Genomic DNA, 13718 nt, shown 5'->3' with positions numbered 1-13718 from the left:
CCCTCTTGTGCTGCTCATGCCACCACAATAGAACGCGACCAAGCGGAAGGGAATTGCACATGAACATCCTTATTTTGGGCGGCGGCGGACGCGAACACAGCCTGGCATGGGCCGTCAAACAGAACCCCAAATGTGACCGGCTGATCGTGGCCCCCGGAAATGCCGGAATAGCCCAGATCGCAGAATGTGCAGCACTCGACATCGAAGACGGCGACAGCGTGGCGTCCTTTTGTGCCGACAATGCGATCGACTTCGTCATCATCGGGCCTGAGGCCCCTCTCGCAGCCGGCGTGTCAGACGTTCTGCGCGCCAATGGACTTGTCGTTTTCGGATGTTCTGAGGCTGCGGCGCAGCTTGAAAGCTCAAAATCTTTCACAAAATCAATCTGCGACGCGTGCAACGCGCCAACCGCAAAATATGCCCATTTCACCCAAACCGACACGGCCAAAAGCTATGTCACCGCCCAAGGCGCCCCGATCGTCATCAAGGCCGACGGTCTGGCTGCAGGCAAAGGCGTCGTTGTCGCGATGGATGTGGCCACAGCCCACGCCGCAATCGACGATATGCTGGGTGGCCAGTTCGGCGCAGCGGGTGCGGAAGTCGTTATCGAAGAATTCATGGACGGCGAAGAAGCCTCCTATTTCATCTTGTGCGACGGCGAAACCGTGCTGCCCGTGGGCACAGCCCAAGACCACAAACGGGCCTTTGACGGTGACGAAGGGCCAAACACAGGTGGCATGGGCGCTTATTCCCCCGCGCCTGTGTTGACCGACACCGTCGCTCAGAAAGCCTTGGACGAAATCGTCAAACCGACTATTGCCGAAATGGCGAAGCGCGGCACGCCATTTCAAGGCGTGCTTTATGCCGGTCTGATGATCAAAGACGGCCAGCCCCGTCTCGTTGAATACAACGTTCGCTTCGGCGATCCCGAATGCCAGGTCCTGATGATGCGCTTGGGCGGTCAAATCCTCGATCTGCTGCACGCCTGCGCCGAAAGCCGCCTGAGCGACGTCAAACCAAATTGGGCCGATGACCATGCCATGACCATCGTCATAGCGGCTGACGGCTATCCGGGATCTTACGAAAAAGGCAGTGTGATCAACGGCCTGCAAGACCTTCCCGAAACATCATCGGAAATGACATTTCACGCAGGCACCACTAAAAAAGACGGGGCGATCACCGCCACAGGGGGCCGCGTACTTAATGTCACAGCGCGCGGCGATACCCTCAAAGAGGCCCACGCCAAAGCCTATGCCATGACCGGCCAGATCGATTGGCCGCAAGGGTTCTACCGCCGTGATATCGGCCATCGCGCGCTCTGATTTTCTCTGGTTCAAAAATACCTCCGCCGGAGGCGCATCTTTCAACCGGATGATCCCGCCTGCCGCGATGGGCTCACACCCGCGAAATTTACCCATAAAAACAGCAAAAGCCGCGCCTGTAAGGCGCGGCTTTTTCAATGTCTTTACAAATCAAGCAGCCGGCGCGCGGCTGGCCAGTGTTTCGCTGATCTCGTCGGCGGCGTCGCTCTCGTTGCCATTGCCCACTGCGGCAATCTCACGGGTCAGACGCTCCAACGCGGCCTCGTACAGCTGCCGTTCAGAATAGCTCTGCTCACGCTGATCATCAGCGCGGTGCAGGTCGCGCACGACCTCGGCGATGGCGATCAGATCACCGGAGTTGATCTTCTGCTCATATTCCTGAGCCCGGCGCGACCACATGGCTTTTTTAACCTTGGCCTTGCCCTTCAGCGTTTTCATGGCATCGGCCACCACATCGGGCGCGGACAGGGACCGCATGCCAACTTCCTCGGCCTTGTTGGTCGGGACCTTCAACGTCATCTTGTCCTTTTCAAAGGCGATAACGAACATCTCCAACTCGAACCCCGCCACTTCGGAGGTTTCGATCGACAAAATCTTGCCCACCCCATGCGCCGGATAGACGACGAAATCATTGGGGCTGAATTCACTTTTCTTTTTCGCCATGAGTATTTCCTTTCCTCAAAGCAGCCTCCCCATACGACAAAAAGACCGGCGGCACCAAAAGGTCCCGTCAGGTCTTTACGTCAAAAATGGATCAGCAATTACGCGGCATTAGCGACAGTATACCACAAAAACAGGGTGATTCCCAGCGGCGCTTAGCCACCCTCGCCGGCCGCCTCAGAAAACAGGTCCATCTTGCCCTCTTTGCCGTCCATCTCGTCGGCATTGGGAAGCGGGTCTTTCTTGGTGATGATGACCGGCCACATCTCGGAGTATTTGCGGTTGAATTCGACCCACTTTTCCATGTCCGGCTCGGTGTCGGGGCGGATCGCGTCGGCGGGGCATTCGGGTTCGCACACGCCGCAGTCAATACATTCATCGGGGTGGATGACCAACATGTTCTCACCCTCGTAGAAACAATCCACGGGGCACACTTCGACGCAGTCGGTGTATTTACAGGCGATGCAATTGTCGTTGACGATGTAGGTCATGGGTCCGTCCAGCTAGGTGTCGCAGGGTCTGTAACGCGCCCCTGACATGGCTTCAAGACCCCTTGCGGCATCAGCTGGGCCAATCGCCCTTGAGCTGATCCATCTCACGTCGGTCCTTTTTCGTCGGACGTCCGCCAACCCGTTGTTCTATATCGCGATTTTCGGGCTCCCGCGCGGGGGTCAAATCTTCGTATAGGGCTTGGGCCTCAGGGGCCGGTCCGCGGCGTTCGCCCAAGCCCAACACCTTCACGATGCGGACTTCGTTTTCTTTCGGAAATGTCAGCACGACACCGGGCGCAATGGTGCGGCTGGGTTTGCTGACCGGCGTGCCATCCACGCGGCAGCGTCCGGATTTCACCAGACCGGCGGCCAGCCCGCGCGATTTGAAAAACCGCGCGTGCCAAAGCCATTTGTCCAATCGGATCGTCTCGCTCAATCCTTTTTGAGCCCCGCCAAAGCAGCCGCGAACGGATTGTCCGGATCGATGGCCTTTTCCTTTTGGGCGGACGGGCAGAGAAGGATTGCGCCTTGTCGCGCTGCGGTTTGCCACCCTTTTTGCCTTTGGGCGGTCCTTTGCGCTGGGGACGGTCCCCTTGCTTGCCGCCAGGTTTGCCGCCTTGGGGCCGGTTGCCGCGCGGCTTGGGCGCCCATGCGAAGGTGTAGAACACTTCCATCTCAGGCGCGGCGGGTGCCTCACCTTCGGGGATGGGTTGCGGCGCGGGTTCGGCTGCGCTGTCTTCTGTCGGGCCCTCTTCTGTCGGGGCGGGCGCAGGCTCGGCCTTGACCTTTTCGCGTTCACCCTTGTCGGCTTTGTAGCCCAGACCCTCCATGAGGTTTGCGAACTGATCCAGCGTCATGCCCGTGATCGACAGCATATCCGCCGTGGCCTCAAACCCGCCGCGCGTGTCTTGATCGCGCAACATATCGGCAAGGCGTTCCAACATATCGATGCGGATCGCACGGTCGCCTGAGGCGCGGTAGCCGGACATGGCGTAGGTGCCAGGTTCCAGCCCTTTGACAGTGGGCACTGTGACCAAACCGGGGGGTGGGGCTTCTGGGAAGTCCTGCAAGCCTTTGTCGATGCTCCACAAAACCAGACGCAAACGGGTTGGTGCGGGTTTCAAAAGCAGCGGCATAAAGATCGTAAACTGACCAAAGCGCACGCCGTGTTTGCGCAGCGCACCACGGGCGTCCTGATCCAGCGCCTTGACCTCATCCGCGACTTGACCGCGTGGGATCACGCCGAACCCTTCGACCAGACGGAAGGCAAAGCCCTTTGCCAGACCGGACAAGTCTTCGTCGCCGCGCAGTTTCATCATCGGCTCAAACGCCGTGGCCACCTTGCGGTCGATAAAGTGCTGCAACCGGCGTTGGACCTTTTCCGCAACCTCGGTTCCGGCCTCATCATCGACGAACGCTTGCGCGCGGGGCTTGAGGGGATCATCGCCCTTGACCAGCTTGCCCACCGCATCAGAGCCCCACATCAGGCCACCTTGTTCGGTGAAATCAATTTCCGTGTCGGGGGCGTTATAGAACCTGTCCGCGCGCAGCACGAATTGCGGCGCGAGCGCCTGAAGACTTGCCGTGCGCAGCGTCTTGGCTTCCTCGGCATTGGCCGAGGCATCCTGACGGAACCGGAATCCTTCGATTTTCCCAACAAACTGCCCTTCGACAGTCACTTCACCTTTGTCGTTTACGTCGGCCACAAGGCCCTCCTTTTGGTTGAGCCGCCGAAGGAGCACGCTCGTCCGCCGGTCCACAAATCTTTGCGTCAGCCTTTCATGCAAGGCATCCGATAGCCGGTCTTCTACAGCGCGCGTGGCCCCGCGCCAATGGCTTTCGTCTTCGACCCAGCCCTTGCGCTGCGCGACATAGGTCCATGTGCGGATAAAGGCGAGGCGTTTGGACAGCGCATCGATGTCCCCGTCCGTGCGATCAATGCGGTTCACACGGGCCGCCATCCACTCATCCGGGACGCGGCCCTTTTCGTGCAGAAAGTTGTAAATGTCGGTCAACAGCTGGGCGTGTTCGGCGTGGCTGATATCGCGGAAATCGGGGATGCGGCAGACGTCCCACAAGAGCCGGACAGAGGGCCCGTCCGTGGCGCGCGCCGTGACTTCGGCATCGTTCGACACCGCCTTAAGGGCCTGTAAATCATCGCTTTCCCGCACGCGGGTCAGCCATGGATCATCGGTGCGTTCTTCCAACGTCGAAATCAGCCGTTTGACCGATCCGAACTGAAGCCGCGCGTTGCGCCATTGCAATTTCTTCACCGGTGCAAAGACGTTTGAGGTGATCGCCTCAACCACGTCTTCATCCAACGTGGGCGCCTCCCCCGTCACGCCGAAAGTGCCCTTGTTCATATGCCGCCCCGCGCGGCCTGCGATCTGCGCCAATTCATTGGGCATCAAAGGGCGCATCCGGCGCCCATCGAATTTGGTGATCGACGAAAAGGCCACGTGATCAATATCAAGGTTCAGCCCCATCCCGATGGCATCCGTGGCCACCAGATAGTCCACATCGCCATTTTGATACATCTCAACCTGCGCATTGCGCGTGCGCGGGCTAAGTGCGCCCATGACAACCGCAGCACCGCCCTTTTGGCGGCGCAACAGCTCTGCGATGGCATAGACATTTTCAACAGAAAACCCGACAATTGCGGACCGTGCAGGCATCCGACTTATCTTTTTGGAACCTGAATACGTGAGGGTGCTGAACCTCTCCCGTTTGATAAATTCGGCCTCGGGCACCTTGGACGCAATCGCGCCCCACATGGTTTCCGCGCCCATGAACAAGGTCTCATGGGTGCCGCGCATCCGCAAAAGACGGTCGGTAAAGACGTGCCCGCGGTCCGGATCGGCGCAGAGCTGGATTTCATCAATCGCCACAAAATCCGCGCCCATGCCTTCGGGCATGGCCTCAACCGTGCAGACCCAATAGGCGGCGCGGGGCGGAACGATCCGTTCTTCGCCGGTGACCAAAGCCACGACCCCCGGTCCGCGCACAGCCACCACGCGGTCATACACCTCACGCGCAAGCAGCCGCAGCGGCAGGCCAATCACGCCTGTGCGGTGCCCCAACATCCGCTCAATCGCATAGTGGGTTTTGCCCGTGTTCGTCGGGCCCAAAACGGCAGTCACCCGACCAAGGGGCATCGCATCAATCCTTGAAAATCCTAAAGCGTCTCGCCTGCCAGCTGGGTGGTAAGCCGTTCAATCACCGCAGCAATTTCTTCATCTGCGGGGGAGAACGCGGCCAGTTGCTGCCAAATCTCAAGCGCATCTTCCGGCCGCTCGAGTTCTTCAAGAATCACCGCGACCCCCGTCATCGCCCCCAAATGGCGTGGCTGCAGCACCAGCGTCTGGCGCAAATCGTCGATCGCGGGGCCAATCAAACCCAGATTGTAATAGGCCGTCGCCCGGCCATGATAGCCTTCGGCGAAATTCGGCGCATGATCGATCAGGGCAGTGAAATGTTCGACCGCCACGGCGAACTCCGCAGCCTCCAGCGCATCCTCACCGCGTCTGCGCAACAAATCCATGGAGGCAGAGCCGGAATTACCAAATTCGGTGATAATCTGGCCCTCGATCCGCGCAACCTGCTGGGGTTCGGCCTCCAACAGTTGTTCAAACAGCTGGTCCAAACGTTCGGTCTGCGCGCCCAAAGGTCCGGAAAACCCGACCGTGACACAAAGTGCCGTAGCGATAGAATTGATGATGTTCGCTTTCATGCCCATAGTAGGAATGTAGCGCATCCCGCGCCCGATACCAGAGGCCTCGCCGCGATTGCGGCACCATTCCAAAGGACACCACCCATGAGCGATACACTCAACGAAGCCGTCACCGCCCTGAACGCCAAAATGGACGGCGGCTTTGACGGCACCGCGAAATTCGACATCGAAGGCGAAGGCGCAATCATTATCGACGAAAACGGCGCACGTGCGGGCGACGACGACGCAGATGTAACGCTGTCGGCCTCTGCTGAGACCTTCAAGGCGATTTTGGACGGCGAAGAAAACCCCACAGCGGCCTTCATGACCGGCAAACTGACCGTGGACGGCGACATGGGACTGGCGATGAAGCTCGCTGGTGTGTTGGGCTAAACCGATGGATCAGGCCCCCTACCACGCTGATATTGCAGGCAATGCCGCTGGGGCCTGTCATTGGCTCATCACCGTGGATGGGGTCCGTATCCGCGTCGGTCACTGGACCGCGCGACAGGCAAAAGGGACGGTCCTGATCTTTCCGGGCCGCACCGAATACATCGAAAAATACGGCCGCACCGCGACGGATTTGACCGAACGCGGCTACGCCTGCGTGGCCATCGACTGGCGCGGGCAAGGCATCGCCGACAGGTTGTTGGACAACCGTGCGGTCGGCCATGTGAACGTGTTTGGCGACTACCAACTGGACGTCAAAGCGGTGCTGGCCCATGTCAAAAAACTGGGGCTGCCTGAACCTTACCATTTGTTGGGCCATTCCATGGGCGGCTGCATCGGGTTGCGCGCTCTCTATGACGGATTGCCCGTGAAAACGGCCGCCTTTTCCGCGCCCATGTGGGGAATCAAAATGTCGCCCGCGTTGCGCCCCATTGCTTGGGGCCTCAGCACCGTTAGCAAACCGCTGGGCTTTTCCGGTGTTTTTGCGCCGGGTCAACAGGCCGAAACCTATGTGTTGCGCGCCACGGCAGAGGACAACACACTGACCTCTGATGCGGCGTCTTTCGATATGTTGCAGGCGCAGCTCAAGGCGCATCCCGATCTCGCCCTTGGCGGTCCGTCCCTGCATTGGCTGAATGAGGCCCTGCGTGAGATGCGGTTGCTGTCGCTCAAACCCTCCCCCGATGTGCCCTGCGTGACATTCTTGGGATCGGAAGAGACGATCGTGGACCCAGCGCGCATTCACGAACGCATGTCGCGCTGGCCAAATGGCCGGCTGGTCCTGCTGGATCAGGGCCGGCATGAGGTTTTGATGGAAAAAGCTGCCTTGCGCGATCAAGTCTTTGACGAGGCCACGGCGCTGTTCAACACCGCCGCAGCTGAGCTGGCTTAGCCTATCGCGTGAATGCCATTGGCAGCCGCCATGGCCCCCTGCCGCATCCACGTGTGTTCTGACGCAACGACATACCCAGTCATCCCGAAGGCCGCCCATTCGGCGGCTTTGGCGGCATCCGGCACCCACGAAATATAGCCTTTGCCGTTGGCGATGCAGGCCTTTCCGACGCGGTCCAGTGCTTTGGGCAAATCGGGGTTGTTCTGGTCGCGATGCCCGTAGCCCACCGTCAAATCAGCGGGCCCCGCAAAAAGCGCATCGATTCCATCGACGGCGGCAATGCCCTCACAGGCCTCGACCCCTTCGGGTTCCTCGATTTGCGCCATAACGATGGTTTGGTCATCCTGATCAAGGACATCCCCCATAGGCCGCGTCGCAAAACCGGCCCATCGGGTCGATCCTGCAAAGCCACGGCCACCCCGCCCGAAATGCGCGGCCTTGGCCAGGGCCTGCGCCTTTTGAACCGAATCTACATGGGGGACCACAACGCCAACCGCCCCCGCATCCAGCGCCATCAAAACGTTTTCCTCAGACCCGCTGGATATCCGGACCATAGCCGGAAAATCCAGCGCACGCGCCACTGCAAGGCAGGCATCCAGCCGCCCGCGGTCAAATCCGCAATGTTCGCCGTCCAGCACAATAAAATCGAGGCCCGAGGTCGCCAAAACCTCAACCACCGTCACCTCAGCCGTTTTTACAAATGTGCTGGCCAGGGTTTCACGGTTCAAAATCCGCTGTCTCAATGTCGCTGTGCGCATGGTGTCCTCCTCTTTCGGCCAAGCCAGCACATTGCGGCAGTCAGAACAACCGCCCGACTGTCAAAAACGCACTTTCAACCCATCCGCCCCGCGCTACCTGTAGCGCATGACCGATCTTTTGACCTTCACGCCCAATGGAATCTACTGCGCCATCGGGGATTTCTATATCGATCCGTGGCGGCCAGTGGATCGCGCCCTGATCACCCACGGACATGCCGATCATTCCCGTCCCGGCATGGGGCATTATCTGGCGACCAACAGCGCAGCACCGGTGATGCGCCACCGGTTGGGCGACATTTCCATCGACACCGTCGCCTATGGGGAAACCCAGACGCGCAACGGTGTCACGATCTCCTTTCACCCTGCGGGTCACGTGCCCGGATCCGCCCAGATCAGGCTGGAACATAAGGGTGAGGTTTGGGTCAGTTCCGGCGATTATAAAACCGTCGACGATGGTCTCTCCGAACCCTTTGAACCCGTCAAATGCCACGCCTTCATCACCGAAAGCACCTTTGGCCTGCCCGTGTTCAACTGGACACCGCAAGAGGTTTTGGCCCAGCAGATCAACGATTGGTGGGCCGCCAACGCGGCCGCTGGCACGTTCTCCCTTCTTGGGTGCTACGCATTGGGAAAGGCGCAGCGGCTGTTGCGGACGGTCGATCCCTCGATCGGTCCTATCCTGACCCACGGTGCCATCGAAAACACCAATCAGGTCCTTCGCGGCCAAGGGATTGCCCTGCCGCAGACGACCCTTGTGACGCCCGATCTGGACGTGAAAGCCAACGCCGGCGCGCTGGTTCTGGCCACACCCTCCGCCCTTAATTCCACTTGGGCGCGCCGCTTCAAGCCCGCCTCAACCGCCTTCGCCTCCGGCTGGATGGCCCTGCGTGGCGTGCGTCGGCGCCGTGCGGCAGACCGCGGTTTCATAGTGTCCGACCACGCCGATTGGCCGGGGCTCAATGACGCCATTTCCCAAACCGGCGCCGAACGTATTTTCGTGACCCATGGCTACACCTCAGTCTTTTCCAAATGGTTAAGCGAACAGGGATATGACGCGAAAATTGTGGAAACCGAATTCGACGGTGAAAGCCTCGATCAGGGGGATGCGGAATGAAGGATTTCGCCGCGCTGTTTGCCCGCGTCGATCAGACGACCAAGACCACAGTCAAAGTCGCCGCGATGGCCGATTATTTTCGCGTGGCCAGCGACGCGGACAAACTGTGGACGATTGCACTGTTTTCAGGTCGCCGCCCCAAGCGCGTGATCACAACCACCGCTTTGCGTGAATGGGCTGCAGAACGGGCCGGATTGCCGCTGTGGTTGTTTGAAGAATGCTACCCGATTGTGGGCGATCTGGCGGAGACGATCAGCCTGTTTTTGCCCCCGGCCACAGGAGATGAGGATCGCCCTTTAAGCGATTGGATCAACGAACTTAAACGTCTTTCCGCCCTTGACGAAGACGGCCGAAAAGAGGGTATTCTTCATGCCTGGTCAATCCTTCCGCAAATCGAACGGTTCCTGTTTACCAAACTGCTGACGGGCGGCTTTCGCATCGGGGTCAGTCAGAAACTCATGACTCGCGCTTTGGCCCGTGCCACGCAACAGGATGAGGCCGTCTTGACCCATAAACTCATGGGGAACTGGACGCCGGACACGACAACATGGGCGGATTTGATCGAGGCCGAGGACCCAACGGCCGACCTCAGCCGTCCATATCCCTTCTATCTGGCCTATGGGCTCGAAGATCTGGATCAACTTGGCCCCACAAGTGATTGGTTTGTAGACAGAAAATGGGATGGCATTCGCGGCCAACTTATCGTGCGCCAAGGCGAACATCACCTGTGGTCGCGGGGCGAAGACTTGATGACCGACCGCTTTCCTGAACTGGCCCAACTAACCGACTACCTCCCCGACGGGACGGTTCTGGACGGTGAAATCCTTGCCTTTCAAGACGAGATGCCATTGTCTTTCAATGCCTTGCAGAAAAGGATTGGTCGTAAGACCGTTCCTAAAAAGGTGATCGCTGAAAGCCCGGTCATCCTGATGGCCTACGACCTTCTTGAACAAGATGGTCAAGACATCCGTGCAAAAGCATTAAGTGAGAGACGCAAGCCGTTGGAAGATATGATAAATAAACTTCCCGACACCCTCCCCATACGATTATCACCCGAAGTGACAGGCGACACGTGGGAAGACCTTGCACAAGAACGCGCAAAATCACGCGACCTGAACGCCGAAGGCCTCATGCTGAAACGCCGTGACAGCCCCTATCTGGCGGGCCGTAAAAAGGGCGATTGGTGGAAATGGAAGATCGACCCGCTGACCGTGGACGCCGTAATGATCTACGCGCAGGCCGGGTCTGGCCGGAGGGCGAATCTTTTCACGGATTTCACCTTTGCGGTTAAAAACGGCAACGATCTGGTGCCCTTCACCAAAGCCTATTCCGGCCTCACGGACGTTGAATTCCGCAAGATCACCGCATGGGTCAAAAAGAACACCCAACAGCGGTTCGGCCCCGTACGTCAGGTGCCCGCCGAACATGTGTTTGAAATCGCGTTTGAGGGCATTCAGGCGTCACCGCGACACAAATCGGGGATTGCGCTCCGGTTTCCACGTATGCTCCGCTGGCGTCACGACAAACCCGTGGATGAAATTAACACCCTCGATGATCTTAAAGAGATGTTAGAACTTTATGGCTAAACCCACCGCAACCATGCCACCCGCCCCCCGCGCACCGCAGATTGCCCCGCCTGCCGGTGCCTGTGATGCCCACGTCCACCTTGTGGGTGGCAAAGATGATTTCCCCCTCTGGGACGGCCGGGTCGAGGACCCTGCCCCCGGTCCCGATTTTAATGGCTGGCTGGATCTGTACCGCGCCCATCTGGCTGCCTTGGGCTTTGATAAGGGCCTGATCGTCCATTCCATCCTCTATGGGACGGACAATTCCATTACGGTCGAGGCTGTTAAACGGATGGGCGCAAATTTCCGTGGGGTCGGGCTTTTGCCTGATAACGCCACCGATGCCGACCTTGACCGGTTTGCGGACCAAAACCTGAAGGCCGTGCGCCTCAACTACGTACACGGCGGCGTTCTGTCGTGGGAGGGCGCGAAAGCCATGGCCCCCCGCCTCAATGACCGCAACCTACACATCCAGATGTTGCTGCACAGCCACCTGCACATGGATGATCTTGCCCACGACATCCGCGCCCTGCCCGTCCCCCTTGTGATCGACCATATCGGCTGGCCCGATCTGGGCCTCACCATCAATGATCCCGGCTTTCAGACCCTGTTGCGCTTGGTGGGCGATGGTCATGCCTATATCAAACTCAGCGCGCTCTACCGACTATGCCCTCCACCTTACGACCGCGCTGCACCCTTCGTAGAGGCCCTCGCCCATGCCAATCCCGATCATTGTCTATGGGGCTCCGACTGGCCGCACCTGATGTTAAATGGCGCCCAAATGCCTGATGCCGCCGCCCTTTTGGACGCTTTCCATGATGTCGTCACAGCCCCCGACACACGTCAGAAAATCCTCTGCGACACGCCCAACCGCCTGTTTTTTGCCTGATCTTCATCTGGCCCGAAAAACTCCCCCCGGAGGGCCGCTTTCAATCCAGCCCCTCCGCCCCTAAGTAAGACCAAACACCTGAGCAAGAGGCCCCCGATGACCAAGCAACCGACCTTTGACGCCAATTCCACCCACGGCACCGCCTTCGGCGATTTGCCCGAATGGGACCTGACGGACCTCTACCCCGCGCCCGACGCCAAGGAACTCAAACGCGATCAGGACTGGCTGGAAAGCGCCTGCCGCAGCTTTGCAGAAGACTACGAGGGCAAACTGGCAGATCTAGACGCCGACGGCCTGCTCAACGCCGTCAAACGCTACGAACAGATCGACATCATCGCGGGCCGCATCATGTCCTACGCGGGCCTGCGGTATTATCAGCACACGACAGACCCCGAACGCACAAAATTCATGTCCGATGCCCAGGACAAAATCACCACCTACACCACGCCGCTGGTCTTCTACGAGTTGGAGTTCAACCGCCTGGATGATGCCCACATAGAGGCCCTCTTGGCCGCAAATGCGGAGCTTGCGCGCTATAAGCCGATCTTTGATCGCATGCGCGCGATGAAACCCTATCAGCTGTCCGATGAGCTGGAAAAGTTCTTGCACGATCAATCCGTTGTTGGCGCATCGGCGTGGAACAAACTCTTTGATGAAACGGTCGCGAACCTCACATTTACGGTCGACGGCGAAGACCTGAACCTCGAAGGCGTGGCCGATTTGATGTCCCACAAGGACCGCGCCAAACGTGAAGCCGGCGCGCGTGAAATGGCCCGCGTTTTGGGTGAAAACATCGGCCTTTTTGCCCGCGTTCACAACACGTTGGCAAAAGAAAAAGAAATCGAAGACCGCTGGCGCGGACTACCCACCCCACAAACCGGCCGCCACCTGAGCAACCACGTCGAACCCGAGGTGGTCGAGGCCCTGCGCAATGCTGTCGTTGACGCCTACCCCCGCCTCAGCCACCGCTATTACGCCCTTAAGGCCAAATGGATGGGCCTTGAGACGATGGAAGTCTGGGATCGCAACGCGCCCTTGCCGATGGAGGCAGATCGCACCGTCCAATGGGACGAGGCGCAGGCCACAGTCATGGACGCCTATGCCGCTTTCGATCCGCGTATGGCCGACCTCGCCAAGCCGTTTTTCACAGACGGATGGATTGATGCAGGCGTTAAAGACGGTAAGGCCCCCGGTGCCTTTGCCCACCCGACTGTGACCAGCGTCCATCCTTACGTGATGCTGAACTATTTGGGAAAACCCCGTGATGTCATGACCTTGGCCCACGAATTGGGCCACGGCGTCCATCAGGTTCTGGCCGCCGAACAAGGCGAACTCCTCAGCTCGACCCCGCTGACCTTGGCGGAAACCGCATCCGTATTTGGTGAAATGCTCACCTTTCGCAAACTACTGGATCAAGCCAAAGACGCGCAGGAACGCAAAGTTTTGCTGGCCGGCAAAGTCGAAGACATGATCAACACGGTCGTGCGCCAGATCGCGTTTTATGACTTCGAGTGCAAACTCCATGCCGCCCGTGCGGGTGGTGAATTGACGCCTGACGATATCAACGGGCTATGGATGTCGGTGCAGGGCGAAAGCCTCGGCCCCGTATTCAATTTTATGGACGGCTATGAAACCTTCTGGGCCTATATCCCGCACTTCATCCATTCGCCCTTCTACGTTTACGCCTATGCCTTTGGCGATGGCCTCGTAAACGCGCTTTATGCGGTCTACGAAGAACAGGGCGAGGCGTTCAAAGACAAGTATTTCGACATGCTCAAGGCGGGCGGGTCCAAGCACCACAGCGAACTGCTGGCCCCCTTCGGCCTTGATGCGTCTGATCCGGCGTTCTGGGCCAAAGGCCTTGGCAT

Annotated in this window: 12 protein-coding genes and 1 pseudogene; 7 read left to right on the top strand and 6 right to left on the bottom strand. The window is 58.9% G+C overall.

Going from position 1 to position 13718, the window contains the following annotated elements:
* The first annotated feature begins 59 nt into the window (after nt 1–59).
* A complete protein-coding gene (purD, locus tag ACTG36_RS02865; protein WP_375280453.1) occupies nt 60–1322 on the top strand; it encodes a phosphoribosylamine--glycine ligase in 1263 nt (420 codons plus the stop codon).
* A gap of 150 nt (nt 1323–1472) precedes the next feature.
* On the opposite strand, the gene ACTG36_RS02860 is transcribed toward purD, so the two are convergent.
* The 5 genes and pseudogenes from ACTG36_RS02860 to ACTG36_RS02840 form a co-directional block, all read right to left on the bottom strand.
* Complete coding sequence (locus ACTG36_RS02860; RefSeq protein WP_296418476.1) at nt 1473–1985, bottom strand: CarD family transcriptional regulator; 513 nt, start codon at nt 1983–1985, stop codon at nt 1473–1475.
* Between the two features lie 152 nt (nt 1986–2137).
* Nucleotides 2138–2473, bottom strand: coding sequence for a ferredoxin FdxA (fdxA, locus tag ACTG36_RS02855; protein ID WP_296418475.1), 336 nt, complete (start codon nt 2471–2473; stop codon nt 2138–2140).
* Between the two features lie 70 nt (nt 2474–2543).
* Nucleotides 2544–2909: an RNA-binding S4 domain-containing protein gene (locus ACTG36_RS02850; RefSeq protein ID WP_375280452.1), complete on the bottom strand. Its 366-nt coding sequence runs from the start codon at nt 2907–2909 to the stop codon at nt 2544–2546.
* Nucleotides 2906–5628: pseudogene (locus tag ACTG36_RS02845) on the bottom strand (helicase-related protein). Before ACTG36_RS02845 ends, ACTG36_RS02850 begins: the two are co-directional and overlap by 4 nt.
* A gap of 20 nt (nt 5629–5648) precedes the next feature.
* On the bottom strand, nt 5649–6227 hold the full coding sequence (locus ACTG36_RS02840) for a hypothetical protein (protein WP_375280450.1): 579 nt from the start codon (nt 6225–6227) through the stop codon (nt 5649–5651).
* A gap of 60 nt (nt 6228–6287) precedes the next feature.
* On the opposite strand from ACTG36_RS02840, the gene ACTG36_RS02835 reads away from it, so the two are divergent.
* Together ACTG36_RS02835 and ACTG36_RS02830 are read left to right on the top strand one after the other, a co-directional pair.
* Nucleotides 6288–6575, top strand: coding sequence for an SCP2 sterol-binding domain-containing protein (locus ACTG36_RS02835; RefSeq protein WP_375280449.1), 288 nt, complete (start codon nt 6288–6290; stop codon nt 6573–6575).
* Between the two features lie 4 nt (nt 6576–6579).
* Nucleotides 6580–7524 (top strand): alpha/beta hydrolase, encoded by a 945-nt coding sequence (locus ACTG36_RS02830; RefSeq protein WP_375280448.1) that lies wholly within the window; start codon nt 6580–6582, stop codon nt 7522–7524.
* On the opposite strand, the gene ACTG36_RS02825 is transcribed toward ACTG36_RS02830, so the two are convergent.
* Nucleotides 7521–8282, bottom strand: a complete 762-nt coding sequence (locus tag ACTG36_RS02825; RefSeq protein ID WP_375280447.1) for an HpcH/HpaI aldolase family protein — start codon at nt 8280–8282, stop codon at nt 7521–7523. The genes ACTG36_RS02830 and ACTG36_RS02825 overlap by 4 nt on opposite strands.
* 106 nt (nt 8283–8388) lie before the next feature.
* Here ACTG36_RS02825 and ACTG36_RS02820 point away from each other — a divergent pair, with 106 nt between their 5' ends.
* The 4 genes from ACTG36_RS02820 to ACTG36_RS02805 all read left to right on the top strand — a co-directional run.
* The gene (locus tag ACTG36_RS02820) at nt 8389–9396 is read left to right on the top strand and encodes a ligase-associated DNA damage response exonuclease (RefSeq protein ID WP_375280446.1); all 1008 of its coding nucleotides are present in this window, start codon (nt 8389–8391) and stop codon (nt 9394–9396) included.
* Entirely contained in the window at nt 9393–10982 is a 1590-nt protein-coding gene (locus ACTG36_RS02815; protein ID WP_375280445.1) for an ATP-dependent DNA ligase, read from the top strand. The genes ACTG36_RS02820 and ACTG36_RS02815 overlap by 4 nt, the downstream gene beginning before the upstream one ends.
* Nucleotides 10975–11850 (top strand): amidohydrolase family protein, encoded by an 876-nt coding sequence (locus ACTG36_RS02810; RefSeq protein WP_375280444.1) that lies wholly within the window; start codon nt 10975–10977, stop codon nt 11848–11850. The genes ACTG36_RS02815 and ACTG36_RS02810 overlap by 8 nt, the downstream gene beginning before the upstream one ends.
* A 96-nt stretch (nt 11851–11946) precedes the next feature.
* On the top strand, nt 11947–13718 hold a 1772-nt coding region (locus ACTG36_RS02805; RefSeq protein ID WP_439141390.1), incomplete at its 3' end, for a M3 family oligoendopeptidase.

Source organism: Pseudooctadecabacter sp., assembly GCF_965657175.1.
In the GTDB taxonomy this organism is placed as follows: domain Bacteria; phylum Pseudomonadota; class Alphaproteobacteria; order Rhodobacterales; family Rhodobacteraceae; genus Octadecabacter.
Note: the sequence above shows the minus strand (reverse complement) of the source record. Positions and strands in the feature narration are given on the sequence as shown.